22 protein-coding genes are annotated in these 24,639 nt (G+C 40.1%); 7 read left to right on the plus strand and 15 right to left on the minus strand.

The window, feature by feature from the left end; genetic code table 11:
- Window positions 1–119 precede the first annotated feature (119 nt).
- Window positions 120–686 (minus strand): D-glycero-beta-D-manno-heptose 1,7-bisphosphate 7-phosphatase, encoded by a 567-nt coding sequence (gene gmhB, locus ACNART_RS10900; RefSeq protein WP_109373134.1) that lies wholly within the window; start codon window positions 684–686, stop codon window positions 120–122.
- Between the two features lie 192 nt (window positions 687–878).
- Here gmhB and metN point away from each other — a divergent pair, with 192 nt between their 5' ends.
- The 6 genes from metN (at window position 879) to proS (ending at window position 6,877) form a co-directional block, all read left to right on the plus strand.
- Window positions 879–1,910, plus strand: a complete 1,032-nt coding sequence (metN, locus tag ACNART_RS10905) for a methionine ABC transporter ATP-binding protein MetN (protein ID WP_099074391.1) — start codon at window positions 879–881, stop codon at window positions 1,908–1,910.
- A complete protein-coding gene (locus tag ACNART_RS10910; protein ID WP_109373133.1) occupies window positions 1,903–2,556 on the plus strand; it encodes a methionine ABC transporter permease MetI in 654 nt (217 codons plus the stop codon). Before metN ends, ACNART_RS10910 begins: the two co-directional genes overlap by 8 nt.
- 66 nt (window positions 2,557–2,622) lie before the next feature.
- Window positions 2,623–3,438: a MetQ/NlpA family lipoprotein gene (locus tag ACNART_RS10915; protein WP_109373132.1), complete on the plus strand. Its 816-nt coding sequence runs from the start codon at window positions 2,623–2,625 to the stop codon at window positions 3,436–3,438.
- Window positions 3,439–3,568: 130 nt separating this feature from the next.
- The gene (rcsF, locus tag ACNART_RS10920) at window positions 3,569–3,979 is read left to right on the plus strand and encodes an Rcs stress response system protein RcsF (protein ID WP_109373131.1); all 411 of its coding nucleotides are present in this window, start codon (window positions 3,569–3,571) and stop codon (window positions 3,977–3,979) included.
- Window positions 3,976–4,683: a tRNA (N6-threonylcarbamoyladenosine(37)-N6)-methyltransferase TrmO gene (tsaA, locus tag ACNART_RS10925; protein ID WP_109373130.1), complete on the plus strand. Its 708-nt coding sequence runs from the start codon at window positions 3,976–3,978 to the stop codon at window positions 4,681–4,683. The genes rcsF and tsaA overlap by 4 nt, the downstream gene beginning before the upstream one ends.
- A gap of 478 nt (window positions 4,684–5,161) precedes the next feature.
- The gene (gene proS / locus ACNART_RS10930) at window positions 5,162–6,877 is read left to right on the plus strand and encodes a proline--tRNA ligase (protein ID WP_416303595.1); all 1,716 of its coding nucleotides are present in this window, start codon (window positions 5,162–5,164) and stop codon (window positions 6,875–6,877) included.
- An 89-nt stretch (window positions 6,878–6,966) separates the two neighbouring features.
- Here proS and nlpE read toward each other — a convergent pair whose 3' ends face one another.
- Window positions 6,967–7,647, minus strand: coding sequence for an envelope stress response activation lipoprotein NlpE (gene nlpE, locus ACNART_RS10935; RefSeq protein WP_160230640.1), 681 nt, complete (start codon window positions 7,645–7,647; stop codon window positions 6,967–6,969).
- A 262-nt stretch (window positions 7,648–7,909) separates the two neighbouring features.
- On the opposite strand from nlpE, the gene rof reads away from it, so the two are divergent.
- On the plus strand, window positions 7,910–8,170 hold the full coding sequence (gene rof, locus ACNART_RS10940) for a Rho-binding antiterminator (protein WP_109373127.1): 261 nt from the start codon (window positions 7,910–7,912) through the stop codon (window positions 8,168–8,170).
- A 33-nt stretch (window positions 8,171–8,203) separates the two neighbouring features.
- Here rof and tilS read toward each other — a convergent pair whose 3' ends face one another.
- The 13 genes from tilS to cdsA all read right to left on the minus strand — a co-directional run bounded on the left by tilS (window position 8,204) and on the right by cdsA (window position 24,639).
- The gene (gene tilS, locus ACNART_RS10945; protein ID WP_416303596.1) at window positions 8,204–9,544 is read right to left on the minus strand and encodes a tRNA lysidine(34) synthetase TilS; all 1,341 of its coding nucleotides are present in this window, start codon (window positions 9,542–9,544) and stop codon (window positions 8,204–8,206) included.
- A 173-nt stretch (window positions 9,545–9,717) separates the two neighbouring features.
- The gene (locus ACNART_RS10950) at window positions 9,718–10,461 is read right to left on the minus strand and encodes an SDR family NAD(P)-dependent oxidoreductase (RefSeq protein ID WP_198620931.1); all 744 of its coding nucleotides are present in this window, start codon (window positions 10,459–10,461) and stop codon (window positions 9,718–9,720) included.
- Between the two features lie 268 nt (window positions 10,462–10,729).
- A complete protein-coding gene (gene accA / locus ACNART_RS10955) occupies window positions 10,730–11,689 on the minus strand; it encodes an acetyl-CoA carboxylase carboxyl transferase subunit alpha (protein WP_109373124.1) in 960 nt (319 codons plus the stop codon).
- Window positions 11,690–11,701: 12 nt separating this feature from the next.
- Window positions 11,702–15,184, minus strand: a complete 3,483-nt coding sequence (dnaE, locus tag ACNART_RS10960) for a DNA polymerase III subunit alpha (protein WP_198620932.1) — start codon at window positions 15,182–15,184, stop codon at window positions 11,702–11,704.
- 21 nt (window positions 15,185–15,205) lie between these two features.
- Window positions 15,206–15,796, minus strand: coding sequence for a ribonuclease HII (gene rnhB / locus ACNART_RS10965; protein WP_006535883.1), 591 nt, complete (start codon window positions 15,794–15,796; stop codon window positions 15,206–15,208).
- Entirely contained in the window at window positions 15,796–16,968 is a 1,173-nt protein-coding gene (gene lpxB / locus ACNART_RS10970) for a lipid-A-disaccharide synthase (protein WP_198620933.1), read from the minus strand. The genes rnhB and lpxB overlap by 1 nt, the downstream gene beginning before the upstream one ends.
- Window positions 16,969–16,975: 7 nt before the next feature.
- Complete coding sequence (gene lpxA / locus ACNART_RS10975; RefSeq protein WP_088494703.1) at window positions 16,976–17,779, minus strand: acyl-ACP--UDP-N-acetylglucosamine O-acyltransferase; 804 nt, start codon at window positions 17,777–17,779, stop codon at window positions 16,976–16,978.
- Window positions 17,780–17,782: 3 nt separating this feature from the next.
- Window positions 17,783–18,235: a 3-hydroxyacyl-ACP dehydratase FabZ gene (gene fabZ, locus ACNART_RS10980; protein WP_006535887.1), complete on the minus strand. Its 453-nt coding sequence runs from the start codon at window positions 18,233–18,235 to the stop codon at window positions 17,783–17,785.
- A gap of 123 nt (window positions 18,236–18,358) precedes the next feature.
- Window positions 18,359–19,387 (minus strand): UDP-3-O-(3-hydroxymyristoyl)glucosamine N-acyltransferase, encoded by a 1,029-nt coding sequence (gene lpxD / locus ACNART_RS10985; RefSeq protein WP_109373121.1) that lies wholly within the window; start codon window positions 19,385–19,387, stop codon window positions 18,359–18,361.
- Between the two features lie 3 nt (window positions 19,388–19,390).
- A complete protein-coding gene (locus ACNART_RS10990) occupies window positions 19,391–19,888 on the minus strand; it encodes an OmpH family outer membrane protein (protein WP_036934019.1) in 498 nt (165 codons plus the stop codon).
- Window positions 19,889–19,980: 92 nt separating this feature from the next.
- Window positions 19,981–22,374: an outer membrane protein assembly factor BamA gene (gene bamA, locus ACNART_RS10995; protein ID WP_196532754.1), complete on the minus strand. Its 2,394-nt coding sequence runs from the start codon at window positions 22,372–22,374 to the stop codon at window positions 19,981–19,983.
- 39 nt (window positions 22,375–22,413) lie between these two features.
- Window positions 22,414–23,766 carry a sigma E protease regulator RseP gene (rseP, locus tag ACNART_RS11000; protein WP_109373119.1) on the minus strand — a complete coding sequence of 451 codons (1,353 nt, stop codon included), beginning with the start codon at window positions 23,764–23,766 and terminating at the stop codon, window positions 22,414–22,416.
- A gap of 9 nt (window positions 23,767–23,775) precedes the next feature.
- A complete protein-coding gene (gene cdsA, locus ACNART_RS11005) occupies window positions 23,776–24,639 on the minus strand; it encodes a phosphatidate cytidylyltransferase (protein ID WP_198620934.1) in 864 nt (287 codons plus the stop codon).

Here is a 24,639-nt window from a genome sequence, read left to right on the forward strand (position 1 = left end):
AGTCAGTTCGCTTAGCGCCCTGTGCCGTGACAACGAGGACGCATTATAGGGAGTTTTCTGAGGCTGGCAATAGTTTTTTTAAAAAAAATGTTCGTTTGTTGGTAAATTAAACGAAGTGCCTATTTTTTGTGGCTTTTTAGCCATTTTGGCAAGTCTGCAAGGCTATCGAGAACAAAATCTGCACACTGTTGTGCCTCTTCAGTTATCTCTTTTCCAGTGCGAACAAGAATTTTATGACCCACTCCCGCAGTTTTTGCTGCCAACATATCTTCTTTTTTATCGCCAACCATATAAGAAGAAGCCATATCGATGTTTAATTGTGCTTTTGCATCCATAAACATACCTGAGGCTGGTTTGCGACAATCACATTCTTTCTTATATTCTTCTACAGTGGCATCAGGATGATGAGGACAATAATAGATACCATCTAAATCAACACCTCTATCTGCCAAAGACCAATCCATCCACTCTGTTAGGTGTAAAAATTGATCTTCACTATAGTAGCCACGCCCAATGCCCGATTGATTAGTCACTAGTACCAAGGCATATCCCATAGCTTTTAATTCAGCCATTGCCTCAATCACGCCATCGATAAATTCAAAGTTATCAATTTCAGACACATAACCATGGTCTATATTAATAGTTCCATCGCGATCTAAGAAAATCGCAGAAATCCCCTTGCTCACAGCATTACTCCATTTAGATATTTTTATTAGTATCGCATGTTTTTTCTTATATAGAGAATGATATCCACGGCTTTCTTTCTTTATTAGTCTTCAACTCTTTTTTATTGACTTAGCCGTCTAGACGCCTTAACATCTATTTTAACTCGGGCAGAATAGTCTTTATGTCCCATATCTACTTATATAAAGAAAAACATGATTAAACTGACGAATATAAACAAAGTATTTAAGCAGGGAGAGCGTTCTATACAAGCGCTATCAAATATTAACCTGCATGTGCCACAAGGGCAGATTTTTGGTGTTATCGGATCGTCAGGTGCGGGTAAAAGTACACTTATACGTTGTGTGAATATGTTAGAAAAACCCACTTCAGGTGAAGTGCTTGTTGATGGGCGTGATCTCACAAAGTTATCTGATAAAGAATTAACGAAAGCACGTCGTGGTATTGGCATGATTTTCCAACATTTCAACTTACTGTCTTCACGTACCGTATTTGATAATGTGGCACTGCCATTAGAACTTGATAACACACCTCGCGCTGAGATTAATAAGCGTGTTAATGAATTACTTGAATTAGTTGGTTTATCAGATAAGAAAGAGTATTACCCAGCAAACTTATCTGGTGGACAAAAGCAACGTGTTGCAATAGCTCGCGCATTAGCAAATTCACCCAACGTTTTGTTGTGTGATGAAGCCACCAGCGCACTTGATCCAGCAACAACACGTTCTATTTTAGAATTGCTGAAAGACATTAACCGTCGTTTAGGTCTCACCATTTTATTAATCACTCATGAAATGGACGTTGTAAAACGCATTTGTGATCAAGTCGCAGTAATAAGTGGTGGTGAATTAGTTGAAAGTGATGCAGTGAGTGAAGTTTTCTCTCATCCAAAAACACCTGTTTCTCAGGCTTTTATCCAATCAACACTACAATTGGATATTCCTGAAGATTACAAAGAACGTATGAAGCCAGAGTGGGAAGAAGGTTTGTTCCCATTATTGAAACTTGAATTTAACGGTCAATCCGTTGATGCACCATTGATGTCCATCGTTGCTCGTCGTTTTGACGCAGATATTAATATCTTAAGTTCACAAATGGACTATGCCGGTGGTGTGAAGTTTGGCGTGATGTTAGCTGAGCTACACGGTAAGAATGGTAATACTGAAAAGTCGATTGCGTTTTTAGAAGAGCATCATGTGAAAGTAGAGGTTCTCGGTTATGTCTGAAGGAATGGTTTATTTATTAATTAGTGGGATCTGGGAAACCTTAGTCATGACCTTCGTTTCAGGCTTCTTTGGTTTTGTCATCGGGCTACCACTTGGTGTTTTACTTTATGTCACTCGTCCTGAACAAATTATGGCAAATCCACCTGCCTATCGTGTTATCTCAGCACTTGTGAATATTTTTAGGGCTATCCCTTTTATTATCTTACTAGTATGGATGATCCCTTTTACTCGCTTGATTGTAGGAACATCTATTGGCTTGCAAGCAGCCATCGTGCCATTAACTGTTGCCGCAGCACCTTTTATTGCTCGTATGGTCGAAAATACGCTATTGGAAATCCCACAAGGATTAATTGAAGCATCTCGTTCTATGGGTGCAACACCAATGCAAATTATTAAGAAAATTTTATTACCAGAATCTTTACCAGGCTTGATTAATGCTGCAACCATTACACTAATTACATTAGTGGGTTACTCAGCGATGGGTGGTGCTGTTGGTGCAGGTGGTTTAGGTCAAATTGGCTATCAATATGGTTACGTTGGCTATAATGCAACTGTAATGAATATTGTGATTGTTCTACTCGTTATTCTTGTTTTTATCATTCAGTTTTTCGGCGATCGCTTAGTGAAGCTGACAACACATAAATAATTAGATTGAAGGTTTCAATTATTAAATCGAAACCTTTTAATTAACAGATCAAATAAGGGTAAATGTATGTCATTGAAATTTAAATCGCTCGCAGTCGTAAGTGCTTTAGTTGGCGCATTAGTATTAGCTGGTTGTGGTGAAAAAGAAAAAGATCCAAACCATATTCGTGTTGGTGTTATTTCTGGCTCTGAACAACAAGTTGCAGAAGTAGCAAAACAAGTTGCTAAAGATAAATATGGTCTTGATGTAGAACTCGTTACTTTCAATGACTTCGTAATGCCTAATGAATCATTAAGTCGTGGTGATATCGATCTTAATGCATTCCAACACAAGCCTTATTTGGATCAACAAATTAAAGATCGTAATTTCAAGATTACTGCAGTAGGAAATACGTTTATTTACCCTATCGCGGGTTACTCTAAAAAAATTACTGATTTAGCTGATTTACCTGATGGCGCTCAAGTGGCTATCCCTAACGATCCAACTAACTTAGGTCGTTCACTGCTGTTATTAGAAAAAGTGGGATTAATTAAATTAAAAGATGGTGTAGGCTTATTACCGACTTCTTTAGATATTATTGAAAATCCTAAAAATCTAAAATTAGTAGAATTAGAAGCACCTCAATTACCACGTTCATTAGATGATCAAAAAATCTATTTGGCGGTAATCAATACCACTTATGCAAGCCAAGTAAACTTAACACCAGCAAAAGACGGTATTTTTGTTGAAGACAAAGAATCTCCATATGTAAATATCATTGTTGCTCGCGAAGATAATAAAGACAGTGAGAATGTGAAGAAATTTATTCAAGCTTACCAAACTGATGAAGTTGATAGTGCTGCAAATAAAATCTTTAACGGCGGTGCTGTAAAAGGCTGGTAATACGTTAAAATTTAACTTAATTATAAAAAAGGCGGACATTTGTTCGCCTTTCTCTTTTTTACTTGGCTAATTTGCATTAAATTAGTGCCGTTTAATTTTTGTATAGACAATAATAAAGAGGATATAACCCATGCACATGCGCTTGCTACTTCTTGGCATCATGGCGCTGTTTATGACAGGCTGTTCAATGCAAAAATCATCTGATGTTGATCAGTCTAAATTTACGGATATGCGTTTAAATAAACCAGGACAACCACAAAAACCGAGGTCACAAACTTTACCTTCAGTGCGCATTGTTGAAAAAACAGAAGACCTTTTAGGTGCACCTTTTAAAGATCTCGGTATTGTCGCTGGCGAGTCTTGTCGTCAAACATTACAAGACCCACCAGCAAGTTTACCTATTGCTAAAAAAAGAATGGCAACAAAAGCGGCTTACAAAAATGCGAATGCCGTTTTATTGCATGAATGCCAAATTGTCACAGGCTTAGGTTGCTATCAATCCGCCATTTGTGAAGGCACAGCCCTACTCATTACAAAATGAACACCTACCAAATGAATCCTATAGGGTATATTTCAAGCCCTTATAAAGAAAAATTTGCCGTTCCACGCCAGCCTGGATTAGTCCAGGATGGCGGCGGTCAACTTATTCTACATACCCCTTATAATCACCCCGATGCAGTCAGAGGTTTAGAACAATTTAGCCACCTTTGGTTACTGTTTGTTTTTCACCAAACAGCACAACAAGGTTGGCATCCTTTGGTTCGCCCACCGAGATTGGGTGGAAACGCAAAGATTGGCGTTTTCGCCACCCGTTCAACCTTTCGTCCTAATCCAATTGGTATGTCGTTAGTTGAATTAAAAAAAGTAAATGCCGAAAATCAGTCTGTTATTTTAGAATTAGGCAGTCTAGATTTAGTGGATGGCACTCCTATTCTTGATATCAAACCTTATTTACCGTTTGCAGAATCTCGTCCAAATGCGATTGCAGGGTTTGCACAAGAAGCCCCTAATAACGAAATGCCAGTTTTCTTTTCACAGATTGCATCCGAACAACTGCAACACTATGCAAGTGAATACCCTCATCTTTCACGCTTTATTACCCAAGTATTACAGCAAGATCCTCGTCCTGCTTATAAAAAGGGAGAACAAAGTGATAGAATTTATGCGGTACACTTACTCGAATTCAATGTTCGCTGGCAAGTCAATGGACAACAGACACTTGTTCTTAGTGTAGAACCGCGGTAACTTGCTATTATCTTCATTGATATTGCTATCATGAATAATCTAATCTGAGAGTCATTCTCATGTCTTTAGACAAATCAGATTGAAAAAAATGCTTTGCCCCTTTTGGCAGACCTAAGTCACTGGTAGACTAGAGCGTGTTGACCTTTGATGGTCGATTTTTATTCGAATTAAAAGCATTTTAGGCAAGGAGAGGGGCTCGCCGCCTAGTGAACTAGGCTAGCACCTCTCAACGCAGAATAAAATGAGTGAAACGTCTTTTAATCGAACCCGTAGGGCTGTTTTTATTTTTAAGTGGTCATTGTTAATATCAATCAATGCCCAAACCCAAAATGTTGAATATGTTGCTTGTTTTATAAATTTCTTTTGCTGTAAAAATAAGCAGCAAAGATCAACACGCTCTAGAGTCTTTCTCTAATTATATTGATATAGACTGGCGTGACAGTCAGCCTAAGTATTTTTGTTCTAATGGAACCTAATAATGCGTACTAGCCACTATTTGCTCTCTACTTTAAAAGAGACACCTGCTGATGCAGAAATTGTCAGCCATCAACTTATGCTTCGCGCAGGCATGATCCGTAAACTCGCTTCTGGTCTTTATGATTGGATGCCGACAGGGGTTCGTGTTCTAAGAAAAATTGAAAAAATTGTTCGTGAAGAGATGGACAACGCAGGATCTCTTGAGATTTCAATGCCCGTTGTTCAACCCGCTGACTTATGGCTAGAAAGTGGTCGTTGGGAACAGTATGGCCCTGAATTACTGCGTTTTTCAGATAGAGGTGAGCGCCCATTCGTTTTAGGCCCAACTCATGAAGAAGTTGTTACTGATATTGTTCGTAATGAAATTACCTCTTACAAACAACTTCCACTGAACTTATATCAAATTCAAACTAAATTCCGCGACGAAGTACGCCCTCGTTTTGGTGTTATGCGTTCTCGTGAATTTATCATGAAAGATGCTTACTCTTTCCATATCTCTCAAGAGTCTTTACAAGAGACTTACGACAGAATGTATGAAGCTTACAGCAAAATTTTCTCACGTATTGGTTTAGATTTCCGTCCAGTACTTGCAGATACAGGCTCTATCGGTGGCAATGCCTCTCATGAATTCCAAGTTTTAGCAGACAGCGGTGAAGATGACATCGTCTTCTCAACTGGCTCTGACTATGCAGCCAATATCGAATTAGCAGAAGCAGTAATGCCTGCAACTCCACGAGCTGCTGCAACTGAAGAATTACGTTTAGTGGATACACCAAACGCTAAAACAATTGCTGAATTAGTTGAACAATTCAATCTACCAATTGAAAAAACAGTTAAGACACTGATTGTTCATGGTACAAAAGAGAGTGGTCACCCATTAGTTGCATTATTAGTCCGTGGCGATCACGAACTTAATGAAGTTAAAGCAGAAAAATGCGCTATCGTTGCAGCACCTTTAACTTTCGCTACTGAAGCTGAGATTCGCCAAGCTGTAAATGCAGGTCCAGGTTCATTAGGCCCAGTTAATCTGCCACTACCTGTTATTATGGATCGTTCTGTTTCTGTGATGAGTGATTTCGGTGCAGGTGCAAACGTTGATGGTAAACACTATTTTGGTATCAACTGGGAGCGTGACCTACCTGTTGCTGAAATTGCAGACATCCGTAATGTTGTTGAAGGCGATCCAAGCCCTGACGGTAAAGGAACATTACTAATCAAACGTGGTATTGAAGTTGGTCATATCTTCCAACTTGGCACAAAATATTCAAAAGCATTAAAAGCAACCGTACAAAACGAAGAAGGTCATAACCAAATCGTTACTATGGGCTGCTATGGTATCGGTGTAACTCGTATTGTTGCTGCCGCTATTGAACAAAATCATGATGCTCGCGGTATTATTTGGCCAGATGCGATTGCACCATTCCAAGTTGCTATTTTACCAATGAATATGCATCGTTCTTATCGTGTTAAAGAAGTCGCTGACAAACTTTATGACGAATTACGTGCTCAAGGTATTGATGTTCTGTTTGATGATCGTAAAGAACGTCCGGGTGTAATGTTTGCTGATATGGAACTTATCGGTATTCCACACACGATCGTGATTGGTGATCGTAACCTCGATAACAATCAAATCGAATATAAAGCACGTCGTAGTGATGATAAATCACTAGTCAATGTTGATGATGTTGTTGCCTTTATCAAAGAGCAACTCGCTTAATCATTAAGCCTCTTGACGATAAGAGGCTTCATTGAGCAACAAAAAACCCGCAAAAGCGGGTTTTTTATTAGGAATAGAATAACTAAAACTTAGCTTCTGCTACCACGATGATTTCCACAAGAACCATGACGATTAAAACGAGGTTTTTCATCTGCAACAACTAAAGCTCGGTCATATTGACCGTCTTCCATTGAAGGACGAATACTGTAATAACCATTTACTTCGAGGTAAACAGGTGTTCCACCCTCAACACCCGTTGAGAAATAGCCTTTTTCCAATTCAATACCACTGGCTGCGTAAACACGCCCTGATTGGCAATCTTTAAACGTACCGGCATCAGCAAAATAAGTGAACTCGCCGGCAAGCTGTTTAGGTTGAACCTTAGCTAAAGTATAATTTAGCTCTGAATTAATAACGTTGCCATCAATATCAAGCATGACTAATTTATCTTCGCGAGGTAAATAATAGCTCTTCTCACCATAACTATTAGTCAATGTCAGCTTATCTTTACCTAATACCCATGTTCCTGATTCAAAGAAACTACGTTTATCATCAGGTGAACCTTGATAGCTTTGCTCCATAACATAAGAGCCATCTTGATTAACAAGAATTGTCGTGTCGATGCCAGAGCAATCGGCACAAGGCAGAATACTGTTGTAAGTTTGGTCTACAATTTTTCCATCAAGTGATAAGCCAATATTATTTTGGCAACCTGACAGTATAAATAACCCAGCAGCAACGGCTGCAAATAAAAATTTTTTCCCCATCATCGACTCCCTACATTCTGGGTACTTTTTAATAAATCATTCTCTATATGATTCTAACATTTTTTAAAATAAAAGGGGGCAATAAAACAAGCTTTAAGATAAATGCACCTATAATTGTTAATTATTTCTCAAATCACTTCGAATAAAGAACTATTTCAGAAAATTATTATAATAACTATTGTGCTCACATCGAATAACAGCATAATGATTTTATTCTGAATTATTCACTGGCGGCAACACCGCCACGAAAGAGTGGTGAGGGAATATGTCAACAAATACAGAATATCAACCAATTAACTGTGATGATTATGAGTATCTGGAGTTAGCATGCCAGCGTGGTTTAGCGCTCCATATTGAACTGCATGATGGTGAGCTTATTGAAGGTGTTGCGGATGACCTTTTCTTAAGCAAGAAAGTTGAATACCTAAAAGTCAAAACGTCTGAAGGCTCTAAAGATTTACGACTGGATGTTATTGCCAGCTTTTCTAATCCCGAACTTGGGACAATTGTTATAAAATCGGAATAACCGAATAAAGAACAACCGCCAACTGGCGGTTGTTCATTCATGAGCCTTTCGCCACTCAATAGTAATAGCGTGTTCTGATGTTGCTTTTCCCTCAAAAGTAACAAATGTGTCAATAGCTGCAATTAACGTATCATTATAATAAATCAAAGGGATCCGGGTTCTACGCCAAGGTGCAACTTCAAGCTCTTGCCAAATCTTTTTACTATGTCGAGCATGCTCTCGCCCTACAATACGTAAAGATGCTTGTGTTAAACCAAAACGCACAGTGACTTTTTCATCACTCGAAGGCTTTCTGACAGTGTTTTTTCCAGTTTCGGCTACGAGTGATAGAGCACCTAATCCATTAGGTAAACATAAAGGCTCATTGAGCGACCACTCAATAGCAGGCTCAGCAGGCTCAGCAGGCTCTTTAATGATTGGAACTAGATAAAGGCGCTGTTTATAACGTCTGACTTCATCTTGATAAAATTGTAATCTAGGTTCAGCATCCGCTTTGGCTAAAGCCACTTCTTGCCATAGTCGTAATATTTGTTGTCTTGAAGGCATGGTTTTATTGTGTTTAGCAAACCAGCGCCTCAGTAAAGCATTGCGCTTTATAACACTACAATGGGCAAGTTGATTAATATCTAAGCTGTGTTCACTGTCCATTAAACTATTAAGTTCAGAATCTAATAGTTCGTCTAGTAGTGCTTCTTGTTCACCACACAATGCAGCACTTCTAGTTACCGCTTGTGAAAAATGAGGCCAACGTTGAGCTAGTAAGGGCATAACACGCAATCGTAAAAAATTGCGATCATAACGATCATCTTGATTACTATCGTCTTCTATCCAAATTAATCGTTGCTCTGTCGCATAGGACTCGATTTGCCCACGAGTAATATTAAGTAATGGTCGAAGTAAATAACCATTCTCAAACACCATCTTGGCAGGCATTGAAGACAATCCAGCAGGGCCACTGCCTCGCTTTAAAGCCAGTAAAAAAGTTTCAGCTTGATCATCTTGGTGTTGAGCAGTCACTAATACTTGTTGTGGCTGTAAATATCGGCGAAAAGCTTGATAACGCGCCTCTCTTGCACCATTCTCAAGACCGCCTTCTTTAGGGTCTACATTCACTTTTTCACTGATAAAATCGACACGCCATTGCTGACAATATTGTTTACAGTGGGCAAGCCAATCATCTGCTTTGATATTTAATCCATGATGAATATAGATAGCTGTTAATTCTAAAGGTAACTGGAATTCATCACGCAAACGAACAAGCCCATGCAATAAAACTGTTGAATCTACCCCACCACTAAAACCCACCAAAATTTTAGTGTAAGGATCAATCTGTTGTTTGATTTCTTCAAGAAGTGAACAGTTTTCCAGTTCCATAGCATTATCATTTATCTGTGAATTCAGATGATTATGTTAAGCTTTTCTACCTGATTTTGCACGAATACAAAGCATTCCTGCAATTAATACCATATCCAAGGATCTTGAATGGCTCATAGAAAGAGCCAAAAGAAAGCAGAATATTGATTATTCTGCCTTTGAACAAAAGCTATTTATGCTGTAAAACCACCATCGACCAAATAAGAGGCTCCAGTGACAAACGAAGCTGCGTCACTAGCCAAAAATGCTACAACATTAGCCACTTCTTCTGGCTTACCAAGACGACCAATCGGGTGCAATGTCGCCAACTTTTGCTTATCTAGTTCACGCCCTTCTAATAAAGGTGTATCAATATAACCTGGACAAACCGCATTAATACGAATACCTTTGCTTGCATAATCAATAGCAAGTGTTTGTGTCAGTAATTTAACACCACCTTTTGATGCACAATAGGCAGGAAACTCGTGTTGACCAACAAAAGAGCAAATCGAGCTACAATTAACAATTGCACCTGATAGTTTGTTTTTCAGCCAATATTGAATAGCTGTACGATTAATCAGAAAGAGCCCATTAAGATTAACGTCTAATACTCCTTTCCATTTTTCATATTCTAATTTATCTGCGATGTTATCAGTTAAAATACCAGCATTAGCAAAGATGAAATCCAGTCGCCCATATTTATTTACTACATAATCAATAAGTTGTTCGTTCTCTTTTTCACTTTTCACATCCATTTGTATAAATTCACCCGAAAGCCCTTTTTCTTTTAGGTATTTTTCTGCTTTTTGCCCTCGGGTTAAATTACTGCCAGTGATAACAACAGATGCGCCTAAAGATAGAAACTTTTCCGCAGAAGCTAATCCAATCCCGCTATTACCACCTGTAATTATCCCAACCTTACCATTAAACGATATCATCGCTTTTTCCTCACAAAAGAAGTAAATGACCCTATAAAATAATAGATAGGGTTGATTATTCTTTTAGTAAAAAAGTGAATTAATATTGTTTTTGAGACCAACTTAACACATTGATATATAATGCATTATAGTGAATATAACCTCATTTTATTATCTCAATGAGGATAGTTTTTAGAGACAAAAACACCCCAAAGTTGGTGTCCAACTTTTGGGGTGCAGTTCATATCAACATGAGGTTTTCTTTTACTTTTTGAATAACGTGGCGCTATCAGCAGTAACCGTATTCCATTAAACGTTGGTAGCGACGGTTTGTTAGCTCTTCTGATTCAAATGCATCTAACTCGTCTAAATCAGCTTTGATTTGTGCTTTTAAAGACGCTGCAATTTCATCATAGTGACGATGTGCGCCACCTAAAGGCTCAGGAATAACTGTATCAATCAGCTTAAGCTCTTTTAAACGATTTGCAGTGATACCCATCGCTTCTGCGGCTAATGGTGCTTTATCAGCACTTTTCCAAAGGATAGATGCACAACCTTCTGGTGAAATAACAGAATAGGTGCTGTATTGCAGCATATTCACTTTATCACCAACACCAATGGCCAGTGCACCACCAGAACCACCTTCGCCAATAACAGTACAGATGATTGGCACGCCAAAGCGTGACATTTCACGTAAGTTACGTGCAATCGCTTCTGATTGACCGCGCTCTTCAGCACCAACACCAGGATAAGCACCTGGAGTATCAATAAAAGTGATAATAGGAAGATTAAAACGTTGCGCCATTTCCATTAAACGAAGCGCTTTGCGATAGCCTTCTGGCGCTGGCATACCAAAGTTACGGCGGATTTTCTCTTTCGTTTCACGCCCTTTTTGGTGCCCAATAACCATCACTGGACGACCATCTAAACGAGCGATACCACCAACAATGGCTTTATCATCAGCATAAGCACGGTCGCCTGCTAATTCTTGGAAGTCAGTAAAGATACGATGAATATAATCCAGTGTGTAAGGTCTTAATGGATGACGTGCAAGTTGTGCTACTTGCCATGCACCAAGATCAGAAAAAATCTTACGCGTTAGCTCTAGGCTTTTTTCTCTTAAGCGTGAAACTTCTTCATCGATATTAATATCAATTTTTTCATCATGTTGGCTAACTGCGGTTAGCGAATCAATTTTCGCTTCTAACTCGGCAATTGGCTGTTCAAAATCCAGAAAATTAAGACTCATAACATTCCTATTTTAGTCAAATTCTAATTCTACCTGCTCATTACCCAGCAGAGTTCGCAGATCCGTTAAAAGCATATCTGTTGGCGTTACACGCCAAGTCGCACCAAATCGTAAACGTGCGCAGGCATCATGCTTTTCAAAATAAAGATGAACCGGTATCGTGCCTGAACGATGAGGTTCTAAAACACCGCGAAGACGATTTAATAATTGCTCATTAATTTGCCTGTCTGATAATGAGATAGCAAGTCCTCGTGCATATTTTTCACGGGCTTCGTTGATATCCATAAGTTCGCGGACTGTCATTTTAAGCCCACCATTGAAATCATCAAAGCTGACCTGCCCAGTAGCAATTAAAATCTTGTCTTGTTCTAATAAATGTTGGTATTTATCCAATGCATCAGAAAATAACATAATTTCTAAGCGACCTGAACGATCATCTAAGGTACAAACGCCGATCCGATTTCCGCGTTTCGTTGTAAATACTTTAGAAGCAAGTACTAAGCCTGCTACCTTCACCATTTGACCACGAGGTGTTGGTACTAAATCTTTTAGACGCGTTCCTGCCGCATATCGTTCAATTTCTTTTAAATAACGTGTGATCGGATGACCTGTTAAATATAAACCTAACGTCTCTCGCTCACCTTCTAAAACGACTTGGTCTGGCCATTTAGGTATATTGGCATAAGAACGCTCAACTTGTTCAGGCGCTTCAGCTAACACACCAAACATATCCGATTGGCCTATTGCTTCAGCCTTGGCATGTTGGTCTGCGGCTTTTAATGCATCTTCTAATGAAGACATTAAAGCAGCACGATGAGGTCCCAGCTTATCGAATGCGCCTGACATTATCAGTTTTTCCATCACTCGGCGATTCAATTTTTTGGTTTCTGTTCTAGCACAGAGATCAAAAATATCTTTAAAGTGACCGCCTTGCTGACGCGCCTCTACAATTGCTTCAATTGGCCCTTCACCCACACCTTTAATAGCACCAATACCATAAACGATTTCGCCTTCATCATTTACGTGGAAATGATAAAGACCACTATTAATATCAGGAGGAAGAACCTTTAAGCCCATTCTCCAACATTCATCAACCAATCCCACCACTTTTTCAGTGTTATCCATATCAGCCGTCATTACAGCAGCCATAAATTCAGCTGGATAGTGGGCTTTTAGCCACAATGTTTGATAAGAAACTAATGCATACGCTGCTGAGTGTGATTTGTTAAATCCATAACCGGCGAATTTCTCCACCAAGTCAAAGATCCTCATGGCAAGCTCACCATCGACACCGTTTTTAATAGCACCCTCTTCAAAAACAGAGCGTTGCTTTGCCATTTCTTCAGGTTTTTTCTTACCCATTGCGCGTCGTAACATATCCGCGCCACCTAGCGTATATCCCGCAAGAACCTGTGCAATTTGCATAACTTGTTCTTGGTATAGGATAACACCATAGGTTGGTTCTAGAACGGGCTGTAAGCTTTCATGTTGCCACTTAACATCAGGATATGAGATCTCTTCAACACCGTGTTTACGGTCAATAAAGTTATCTACCATGCCTGATTGCAATGGCCCCGGACGAAATAGGGCAACAAGTGCAATCATATCTTCAAAACAGTCAGGACGTAGGCGTTTGATGAGATCTTTCATACCACGAGATTCCAACTGGAATACCGCGGTCGTTTCTGAACGCTGCAACATGTCAAAACTGCGCTGATCCGTTAATGGGATCGCCGAAATATCAACAGGTTCGAGAGATTTTTTAGCTCGTCGGGCATTAATCATCTCTAATGCCCAGTTAATGATGGTTAGTGTTCTTAAACCTAAGAAGTCGAATTTAACAAGACCCGCGTATTCAACGTCGTTCTTATCAAATTGTGTAACGGGGTTATTTCCCTCAGCATCACAATAAAGTGGCGCAAAATCGGTGATTTTCGTTGGTGAAATAACGACACCACCCGCGTGTTTACCTGCATTACGCGTCACACCTTCTAATTTACGAGCCATATCAATAAGAGATTTAACCTCTTCGTCGGCTTCATAAATTTCTGGTAATTGAGGCTCGGCTGCAAACGCTTTTTCCAGCGTCATACCTGGATCAGGAGGAACGAGTTTTGAAATTCTATCAACAAAACCGTAAGGGTGTCCTAAAACACGGCCAACATCGCGAATAACGGCTTTCGCCGCCATCGTACCAAATGTAATGATCTGAGATACCGCATCTCGACCATACATTTCAGCAACGTGGTCGATAACTCTATCGCGTTTTTCCATACAGAAATCGACGTCAAAGTCTGGCATCGATACACGTTCTGGGTTAAGAAAACGTTCGAAAAGTAAGTCGAATTCAAGAGGATCAAGGTCAGTGATTTTGAGTGAGTAAGCGACTAATGAACCAGCACCAGAACCACGCCCTGGTCCTACAGGAACACCGTTATCTTTAGACCACTGAATAAATTCCATCACGATCAGGAAGTAACCAGGGAATCCCATCTGGTTAATCACTTGCAGCTCAATATCAAGACGCTCATCATATTCAGGGCGTCTTTTTTGTCGCTCTTCAGGATCGGGAAATAAAAAGGCTAAGCGTTCTTCTAAACCTTCTTTCGATTTTTTGACGAGGAAATCTTCTGTGCTCATATCCCCTGTTGGGAATTGTGGAAGAAAGTATTCCCCTAAGCGGATCGTGACATTACAGCGTTTAGCGATTTCAACACTGTTTTCTAATGCTTCAGGTATATCAGCAAATAATTCACACATTTCTTCTTCTGTGCGCATATATTGCTGAGGACTATAATTCTTAGGACGTTTGGGATCAGATAACGTAAAACCGTCATGAATTGCGACACGAATTTCATGTGCGTCAAAATCATCACTGTCGAGAAAACAGACATCATTGGTTGCAACGACGGGCAGACCTTTTTCAGAAGCCAGTGCTACTGCTTCATGAAGATAAGTTTCCTCATCAGTACGGCCTGTACGAATAAGCTCTAGATAATAACTATCGGGAAAATGAGTTTGATAATATTCAAGGCACTGATCAACTAAAGCGCGATTTCCGCGAAGTAGGAACTTACCCACATCCCCCATTCTACCGCCAGAAAGCAACAAGAGCCCTTCTTTGTAGGTTGTTAACCACTCTTGTTTAATCGTCGGTCCAACAGCACCATAACCGTGTTTGTAAGCTTCTGAAATCAATAAAGTGAGGTTTTGGTAGCCTACATTATTACGGGCAAGAATAGTAAGATGAGCATATTCATCACCTAATAATTCTGTTTCAAGGTAAACATCAGCACCAATGATAGGTTTAATGCCAGCACCATGTGCAGCACCATAAAATTTCACTAACCCACATAAGTTAGTGAAATCAGTAATCGCAAAAGCAGGCATTCCCAGCGAAGCCACTTTCTTCACAAGAGGCCCTGTTTTTGCCAATCCATCGATCATTGAATAATCGCTGTGTACCCTAAGATGGATAAAACGAGGATCTGCCATAGTGTTTAATTACTCTGTGGATTACTTTAAATTTAAAGCACGTTTTACAGGCGCAAAACTTTTTCGATGATAGGGTGTTGCCCCTAATAAGGCTAGTTTTTCCATATGGAAAACAGTTGGATACCCTTTATGTTTAGCAAAACCATAATCAGGGTAAAGCTTATCTAACTCTTCCATTTCTCTATCACGAGTCACTTTAGCAAGAATAGAAGCTGCACTAATTTCTTGAACTAAACTATCACCTTTTATAACCGCTTGAGAGGCCATTGGTAATTTAGGGCAACGATTACCATCAATTAAGACCATATCAGGTGTTATTGATAAACCCGCAACAGCACGTTCCATTGCTTTCATGGTTGCCCAAAGAATATTTAATTCATCAATTTCTTCTGGCTCTGCACGGCCTATCGCCCAGCATAATGCTTTTTCTTTTATTTCGTCATAAAGAGCATTACGCTTTTTTTCTGTTAGCTTTTTGGAGTCTGTTAATCCTTCAATTGGATTTGCTGGATCAAGAATAACAGCAGCGGTAACTACTGCACCGACTAATGGGCCTCGACCAACCTCATCAACTCCAGCAATAAGATTTGCTTTTGGATATACAAATTCCATTATTTTTCTACCAATTCTAATACTGCATTTGCTGCTTGCTCATCCGCATTACAACGAATGTCACTATGTAGCTGTAAAAATATCTCTTTTAATTGACGTACTTTTTCTTCATCGGTTAAAAGAGGTAAAAGTTGTTGTGCTAACGCTGAGGGTTCGCACTCTTCTTGCAATAATTCTTTGATAATTTCTCGGCCAGCTAACAAATTAGGTAACGAGACATAAGGCGTTTTAACTAACCTTTTTGCTAACCAGAAAGTAAATGGTTTCATGCGATAGCCAACAACCATCGGGCATTTCGTTAACATGCATTCTAATGCAGCTGTGCCTGATGCTAACAATGTTGCATCGCTCGCTGTCATTGCTTCTCTTGCTTGCCCATCAAGAAGTTGTATTTCAAGTTCTGGTGCCACATTTTGATGTATCTGTTCAAATTGGGCTCGTCGATTAGCATTAACTAATGGCACAACAATATGAAGAGCGGGGATTTGCTGTTTTAGTAACTGTGCTGTTTTTATAAAATCAGCACTTAGCATTTCAACTTCAGCATGACGACTACCAGGAAGCAGTGCTAGACAAGGGATTTCTTCAGATATCCCTAGATGTTCACGAGCAGCCTTTTTATCTGGATTTAAGGCTATGGCATCAGCCATTGTATGACCAATAAAACGACAAGGAACCTGATACTTATCATAAAACGCTTTTTCAAAAGGCAGAAAAGCTAAGACGAGATCTGTCGCTTTACCAATTTTGAAAACACGTTTTTGACGCCAAGCCCACACAGATGGACTGACATAGTGAATAGTTTTGATCCCTTTTTGCTTTAAACGACCTTCAAGAGTGATATTAAAATCAGGTGCGTCAATCCCCACGAAAACATCTGGTTTTAATTCTGAGAATCGTTGAGTGAGATCTTTTCTGATCTTTAATAAGCGAGGTAATCGTTCGAGAACTTCAACGATCCCCATGACGGCAAGCTCTTCCATCTCATACCAAGCTTCACAACCTTCAGCTTGCATAAGAGGTCCAGCAACGCCGACAAAGCGAACATTGGGATGCATTTGTTTTAGAGCGCGGATTAATCCCGCGCCCAAGATATCACCGGACGTTTCACCAGCAACTAAGCCGATAACTAACGGACACTGAGTAGTAGATAATTGGCCTGACAAGGTCATATCCTAATTAGCGAATGATACCGCGGTTAGATTTTGCTGAGTTCTCCAGAAAATCACTGAACAGTTTGACATGCGGATTATTATTATCAGCAACCAATTGTCCAATTTCTTCACGCGCTTCTTCCAGTGTTTTACCATTACGGTAAAGTACTTTGTAAGCATTACGAATTGCATGAAGATCTTCTTTAGCAAAACCTCTGCGCTTTAATCCTTCAATATTCAGCCCATAAGGCGTCGCGTGGTTTCCTTGTGCAATAACAAAAGGAGGAACGTCTTGTGCCACGCCTGAACATCCACCGACCATCACATGAGAGCCAATTTGGCAAAACTGATGAACGGCGCTCATACCACCGATAATCACAAAATCACCTAAAGTGACGTGACCACCCAGTGTGCCGTTATTTGCAATAATACAACGATCACCAATGATACAATCATGTGCGACGTGGGTATTAATCATCAGTAGATTATCGTTACCAATTTTTGTGATATTGCCACCTTGGGTTGTTCCACGGTGGATAGTCACACTTTCACGAATAAGGTTTCGATCACCAATAATGACTTGCGTTGGTTCACCACGATATTTCAGATCCTGATTAACTTCACCGATAGAAGTGAATTGATAAATCTGATTATCTCGGCCAATGCGTGTGTGCCCATTGATAACAACATGAGATTTGATGTCAGTACCTTCACCAATCTCAACGTTAGCACCAATGACACAAAAAGGGCCAATGCGAACATTAGCACCGATTACCGCACCCTCTTCAATAATTGAGGAAGGGTGAATTACTGCGGATTTATCTATCATAGGCTAGACCTCACGGCGGCGAGCACACATCATTTCAGCTTCGCAAGCAATTTCCCCATCAACTTTAGCGACGCCTTTAAAGCGAGCAACACCACGACGTTCTTTAATGAATTCTACCTCTAGGATCATTTGATCCCCAGGTAAGACAGGACGTTTAAAGCGAGCACCGTCAATAGCAGCAAAATAGTAGAGTTCACCAGGTTCCAGCTTTCCTACGCTTTTGAATGCTAAAATACCCGTTGCCTGTGCCATGGCTTCGAGGATCAGTACGCCCGGAAAAATTGGTTTTCCTGGAAAGTGACCTTGAAAGAAAGGCTCATTAAAAGATACATTTTTTACTGCTCTTAGAAATTTCTTTTCTTCAAAATCAAGGACACGATCAACCAATAAGAATGGGTAACGGTGTGGAAGTAAATCTAAAATTTCTTCGATTTGCAGAGTATGATTCTCACTCATTGCAATACTCTTCCTGTCTAATAAAACTGAGTCTAATTAATAATGACACGACCTGCTGTGACTCAAAAAGTGAGTTAACCCGCAGGTCGCAAAATGGGTAACATTCGTCAATGACGTATATTGTTACTTGTCGCTACTTTCTACTTGACGTTCAAGCGACTTGAGCCTTTTTTGCATTTCATCAATTCGCAACACAAGAGCTGCGGTTTTACGCCATGCTTTATTCGATTGCAGCGGAATTCCTGAAGAATAAACACCCGGTTCAGTGATAGGACGCATTACCATTCCCATACCTGTTACCGTGACTTTATCACAGATTTCCATGTGACCATTGATAACACTTGCTCCACCAATCATACAATAGCGGCCTATTTTCAGGCTGCCCGCCATGATGACACCACCAGCAACTGCGGTATTATCACCAATAATAACGTTATGTGCGATTTGGCACTGGTTATCAATGATAACACCATTACCGATAACTGTGTTATCTAATGCGCCTCGGTCGATTGTAGTACATGCACCGATTTCAACGCGATCACCAATCACTACTGAACCTAATTGTGGAATTTTGATCCAATTACCACGTTCATTAGCATAACCAAAACCATCTGAACCAATCACAGTACCTGACTGAACCAAACAATCTTTACCAATGATAACTTCATGATAAATAGATACATTTGCCCATAAACGGCTATTATCGCCAATATGTGCTTTTTTACCCACAAAACAACCGGCACCAATCACAACATTATCACCAAGGATAACATCAGATTCGATAACGGCATTTGCACCCACTGATACATTTTTTCCTAACTTAGCGTCAGGAGAAATAACAGCACTTGGATGGATATCCTGTGCTGGCTGCGGTGTTGTATCCATTATCTGTGCCATTTGAGCATAGGCAAGATACGGGTTTTTCACCACAAGTGCGGCAACGGGACAAAACGGAAGATCAGCTTCTGTTAATACAACAGCAGCAGCCTGACATTCACTTAATTTTTCACGATAGCGACTATCGGAAAGAAATGTAATTTGTTCGCTATTTGCTAGGCTCATTGAAGCAAGACCGGCGATAGTGATATCACCATCGCCGTGTAACTGTGCATTCAACTGCTGAGCAAGATCAGCTAATCGAATTGAAAACATCTATTATTTAACCTGTTTTTGAACCTGAGCAGTAATATCTTTACCATCTGCGAAATAAGGTACAGTGTTAGCATCAAGGATCACATCATAGCCTTCTTTCTTCGCTACTGCATCAACAGCGTCTAATACACGTTTCATGATTTTGTTACGTTCTTCAGCTTGACGACGGCTAAAGTCTTGCTCAAAAGCTTGTGCTTTTTGTGCATATGCTTCACGTTTAGCAACCAGATCTTTCTCTGTATTTGCACGTTGTGTTGCATTCATAGTTGGCGCGTCTTTTTGATATTTCTCAACAGCTGTCTGTAATGCTTTACCTAAGTTCTGCAATTCAGTGTCACGTGATTTGAATTCATTTTCCAATTGTTTCTCTACCGCATCACGGTTAGGAATTTGTTGGAGAACTTGACCGATGTTCACAACACCTACTTTATCTGCGGCTTGAACACCTGCTGACATGGTCAATGCCATTCCTAGGGCAGCGGCACATAACAATTTTTTCACGATTAAACTCCTTAAAACCAAAAATAATTTTTTGTCAGAAATCGGATGCCTTTTTCAGCATTGTGAATCAGGCATCAACTTTACTTACATCGCTACCACGTTCTACCAATATTAAACTGGAATTGCTCTGATTTATCGCCTTCGTAATCTTTTATTGGCTTAGCATAAGAGAATACTAACGGACCTAAAGGAGATAACCATTGTAACGCAACACCGGTTGAAACACGTATATCACTTGCACGGCTATAATCAGGCATACCTGCTGTCCAAGCTGAGTTAGTGCTACTCCACTTAGTATCCCACACCGTACCTGCATCAACAAACAGAGAGGTTCTGACTGAAGATGAGTATTTATCATCTACAAATGGCGTTGGAGTGATCAGCTCAAAACTTGCCACAGCCATTGCGTTACCACCGATAGCATCGCTAGATGGCTCACCTGGTTTTGGCTTACCATTTGCGTCAAGGTAAACCGCTTTAGGCCCGATATTATTTGAACGGAAACCACGAACTGTCCCCGAACCACCTGCATAGAAGTTTTCATAGAATGGTAATTCTTTACCACCTAAACCATCACCGTAGCCTAAACGACCTTTAAGTAAGGTTACCCAAGACTCTTTCTCATTAATTGGGTAATAGTACATACCGTCCCAAGTGACTTTATAGTACTTGTTGTCAGAGCCCGGTACAGTCACACGTCCACTTAAGTTACTTCTCGCACCTGATGTTGGGAAGAAACCTTTGTTTAAGTTATTAAATGTCCAACCCATACTGACAGTATAGTCATCAGCATTAAACGATTCACGTTTATCAAAGCCTGGATTTTCACCCATACTTTCTAGGTAACGCCACATTGCAACCTGCGGTTCCATACGTGACAGACCATTATGAGTATAGCCTAAGCCAAGACGTGCTGAGTTATATTCATTAATTGGGAAGCCTAATGTACCATCTACACCATAAGATTTATTGGTATAACCAGATAAATCAGCATCATTAGCGCGGAAATCATTATAGAAAATTCGACCGCCTAAACTCACACCATTAACGGTAAAGTATGGGTCAGTCACAGATAATTCTGCGTAAGTTGAGTAATCATTTTTACTCGCGTTAATAGCAACTGCGTTACCTGTACCTAACCAGTTATCTTGAGTAACACCTACTTGGAAGCTCACGCCACTTTCAGTACCGAAACCGACACCAAAGTTAAGAGAGCCTGTGTTACGCTCTTTGACACGATAAACGATATCAACCTGATCAGGAGAACCTGGAATACGCTGAGTTTCTGTTTCAACCGTTTCGAAATAACCTAAACGATTTAAACGCTCTTTACCTTGTTCAACTAAATCGCTACCTAACCATGCACCTTCCATTTGACGCATTTCACGACGTAAAACAGAGTCTTTAGTGATGTCATTACCAGCGAAACGGACTTGACGAACATAGAAACGGTTTCCTGCATCTACGTTTACATGCAGTTTGACGGTTTTATTTTCATCATTAATTTCAGGGTTTGTCATAACGCGAGGATAAGCATATCCATAACGACCTAACAGATTTTTAATATCATTTTCTGTTTTAGTGACTTGCGCGCCATTATAAAGAGAGCCGGGTGCAATTTCGATAAGCTCTTCAATTTGTTTAGTGTAGCCCGCAGTATTACCATTGACTTCAGTATTTTCTACTGTGTATTTATCACCTTCTTTCAGGTTAATGGTAATGTAAATTCCCTTTTTGTCTGGCGTTAAACTGACATTCGTCGATTCAATATCAAAACGTGCATAACCACGATCAAGATAGAAGCTTCTTAATGTTTCTAAGTCACCAGCCAGTTTTTGCTTCTGATATTTTTCATCAGCCGCTAAGTTCCACCAAGGAACATCATCACGTAATTGGAAACGGTTAACGAGCTCAGCAGTAGAAAATGCTTTATTACCAACAATGTTGATTTGCTGAATAGTTGCTGAAACACCCTCTGCAAACACGAGTTTTAAGTCAACACGATTACGAGGAAGAGGTGTAACAACCACTTTTACAGTTGCATTATATTTACCAACACTATAATAGAAATCTTCAAGCCCTTTCTCGATATTCGCTAGCATTGTGCGGTCAAGTGTTTCACCGATACGAATGTTAGAAGCATCAAGATTCTGTTTTAGCATCTCTTCCTTGATTGCTTTGTTACCAGAAAAAGTAATGCTGGCAATAGTTGGACGCTCTTTTACTTGAACAATCAGTGTATTTCCGTCACGCAGGACACGAACATCATCAAAGTTTCCTGTCGCAAATAATGAACGGATAGTTCGGCTGATATCATCATTACCGACCGAGTCTCCAACTCGGACAGGCATGTTCAGTAATGCTGCACCAACGGCGACGCGTTGAAGACCTTCAAATTGAATGTCCTGAACTACGAATCCGTCTGAACCGTATGCAGTGGCGCTGCCCAGCAGCAGCGACGCTATAAGCAACTTTTTCATCGCCATCGTTGTTTTGTGTTTTCCTAACCGGTCCCTGCTTACCAATTATAAGCGAGAGAAATCATTGAAAAGTGCAAGTCCCATTAAAAGCATCAGTGCCATAATACCAATACGATAACAGAAATCTTGTACACGCTCAGATACCGGCCCTCCCTTTATCTTCTCGATAACCAGGAAAAGCAGGTGCCCGCCATCTAGGACAGGCAGGGGAAACAAGTTAATGATCCCCAAATTGACACTGATAAGCGCCATAAACATCAAATAATAAACAAAACCAGAATCAGCAGACATTCCTGCGCCTTTCGCGATAGAAACAGGTCCACTAAGGTTAGTTAATTTGACGTCACCAACCACTAACTTGCCAATCATTTTGACAGTTAAACCCATCAACTGCCATGTTTTATCAGATGCTTCATAGAGCGCTGAAAATGGGTTGTATTGCTGCATTATCAAATATTGCTCATCAGGAGGTAATATTTGCAATTGCGCACCAACTTGCCCTACTTCAGTACCATCTTTCAGTGCAACAGCTGTCGGCGTAATATTCAACATCAACGACGAGCCGTTACGTTCAACAAGAAGCTCCAAGACTTTATTTGGACTTTGTCGAACAAAATAAGTAAATGGATGCCATGTATCAATTGGCTGACCGTCAACTTTAACGATACGATCCCCTGCCTGTAAACCCGCTTTTTCAGCAGCGGAGCCTTCCGTAACTTCAATAATCTTTGAGTCTAACCTTGCGCCAACAGGCATTATCCCTAGGGACAAGATAGGATCTTGTTTTTCAGGATCAAAATTCCATTGTTGTAAATTCAGTATATTCTCACTCTCAGAAAGAGAATTTAGATCTGAAACAACGAATGAAACCTCTTTGGCACCAATTTGACTAACTAACGCTAAACGAACTGCATTCTGATCAGGCGTTTCGATACCTGCAACGGATTTTAGTTCCATTCCAGGCGTTAATTTTGCTTGTTCTGCGATAGAATTCGGACGAATGTCTGCAATTATAGGTTTTAATGCAGGAACACCTATCATAAAAACTATCCAATAGGCGACAATCGCTAACAAAAAGTTGGCAATAGGTCCTGCGGCAACAACCGCAGCACGCTGACCAACTGTTTTATTATTAAATGCAAGATGACGGCGCTCAGGTGCAACCTCAGCGACTCTTTCATCTAACATTTTTACATAGCCACCCAAAGGTATCCATGCGATAACAAATTCAGTGCCATGTTTATCTATTTTGCGCCAAATTGCTTTTCCAAAACCAATAGAAAAACGCTCGACATAAATACCACAGCGCCTAGCTACCCAAAAATGTCCAAACTCATGTACCGTAATTAAAATACCTAAAACGATAATAAATGCGGCAAGATTCCACAGGATACCCATTACTTACCTTTATAGTTTAAAGCCAGAAGAAATCAGAAAGACCAATCCTGCAAAGACTGGGATAGCCGCAGTCAAACTATCAATTCTATCAAGCACACCACCATGTCCCGGTATCAATTGGCTACTGTCTTTAATGCCTGCAACACGTTTAAACATGCTTTCTGCTAGATCACCAAATACCGATACTATGACGACAACGCCAGATATTAATAACAAGTTATTGGGTACTTCAGTCACAGGTGCAAAATAAGTAAATAACCACGATGCAACACCTGCCGTAATCAACCCACCAACTAACCCTTCGAGGGTTTTACCTGGGGATACTTTAGGCGCCATTTTATGTTTTCCAATTAAACGTCCGAAAGCATAAGCTCCAGAGTCAGCAGCCCAAACTAATAACATGACATACAGTAACCACCATGCGCCTGTATAAGTGTCAGTGTTATAACCCAGCATACGCAGCGCCATCATGCCACAATAAAAAGGAACAATCGTCAATATACCGAACAATAGCTTAATAAAAACTGAATTTTTCCACATATTGGCTGAATTAGGATAACTTACAACTAATAAAATTGCTGCTACCCACCAAATTAAACCCGCCCACAAACCATTTTTTATCATTGGAGTGTCTAGTAGGTGGTCAAAATTAGGTAAAGAAAACTGCATAACGAGTAACAATGCAGCAAAACCGATCCCTGTTGCAATACGTTTGCCTTGAGAATGCCAGCCAATAAATTGTGCCCATTCCCAACCCGCTAAGCCTGATATTGCGATAATCACTAATCCAAAACCTGCTGGAGGAAGTAGAAATAGTGCAGCAATAACAATAGGGATTAAAATTAATGCGGTGATGACACGATACTTAAGCAA

Source organism: Proteus sp. LHD240705 (genome assembly GCF_047921555.1).
GTDB lineage: Bacteria > Pseudomonadota > Gammaproteobacteria > Enterobacterales > Enterobacteriaceae > Proteus.

Excerpts from the sequence above, each read along its gene's own strand:
- metN (WP_099074391.1), top strand. The coding sequence starts at position 879 with ATGATTAAACTGACGAATATAAACAAAGTATTTAAGCAGGGAGAGCGT.
- ACNART_RS10910 (WP_109373133.1), top strand. The coding sequence starts at position 1,903 with ATGTCTGAAGGAATGGTTTATTTATTAATTAGTGGGATCTGGGAAACC.
- ACNART_RS10915 (WP_109373132.1), top strand. The coding sequence starts at position 2,623 with ATGTCATTGAAATTTAAATCGCTCGCAGTCGTAAGTGCTTTAGTTGGC.
- rcsF (WP_109373131.1), top strand. The coding sequence starts at position 3,569 with ATGCACATGCGCTTGCTACTTCTTGGCATCATGGCGCTGTTTATGACA.
- tsaA (WP_109373130.1), top strand. The coding sequence starts at position 3,976 with ATGAACACCTACCAAATGAATCCTATAGGGTATATTTCAAGCCCTTAT.
- proS (WP_416303595.1), top strand. The coding sequence starts at position 5,162 with ATGCGTACTAGCCACTATTTGCTCTCTACTTTAAAAGAGACACCTGCT.
- nlpE (WP_160230640.1), bottom strand. The coding sequence starts at position 7,647 with ATGATGGGGAAAAAATTTTTATTTGCAGCCGTTGCTGCTGGGTTATTT.
- rof (WP_109373127.1), top strand. The coding sequence starts at position 7,910 with ATGTCAACAAATACAGAATATCAACCAATTAACTGTGATGATTATGAG.
- tilS (WP_416303596.1), bottom strand. The coding sequence starts at position 9,544 with ATGGAACTGGAAAACTGTTCACTTCTTGAAGAAATCAAACAACAGATT.
- ACNART_RS10950 (WP_198620931.1), bottom strand. The coding sequence starts at position 10,461 with ATGATATCGTTTAATGGTAAGGTTGGGATAATTACAGGTGGTAATAGC.
- accA (WP_109373124.1), bottom strand. The coding sequence starts at position 11,689 with ATGAGTCTTAATTTTCTGGATTTTGAACAGCCAATTGCCGAGTTAGAA.
- dnaE (WP_198620932.1), bottom strand. The coding sequence starts at position 15,184 with ATGGCAGATCCTCGTTTTATCCATCTTAGGGTACACAGCGATTATTCA.
- rnhB (WP_006535883.1), bottom strand. The coding sequence starts at position 15,796 with ATGGAATTTGTATATCCAAAAGCAAATCTTATTGCTGGAGTTGATGAG.
- lpxB (WP_198620933.1), bottom strand. The coding sequence starts at position 16,968 with ATGACCTTGTCAGGCCAATTATCTACTACTCAGTGTCCGTTAGTTATC.
- lpxA (WP_088494703.1), bottom strand. The coding sequence starts at position 17,779 with ATGATAGATAAATCCGCAGTAATTCACCCTTCCTCAATTATTGAAGAG.
- fabZ (WP_006535887.1), bottom strand. The coding sequence starts at position 18,235 with ATGAGTGAGAATCATACTCTGCAAATCGAAGAAATTTTAGATTTACTT.
- lpxD (WP_109373121.1), bottom strand. The coding sequence starts at position 19,387 with ATGTTTTCAATTCGATTAGCTGATCTTGCTCAGCAGTTGAATGCACAG.
- bamA (WP_196532754.1), bottom strand. The coding sequence starts at position 22,374 with ATGGCGATGAAAAAGTTGCTTATAGCGTCGCTGCTGCTGGGCAGCGCC.
- rseP (WP_109373119.1), bottom strand. The coding sequence starts at position 23,766 with ATGGGTATCCTGTGGAATCTTGCCGCATTTATTATCGTTTTAGGTATT.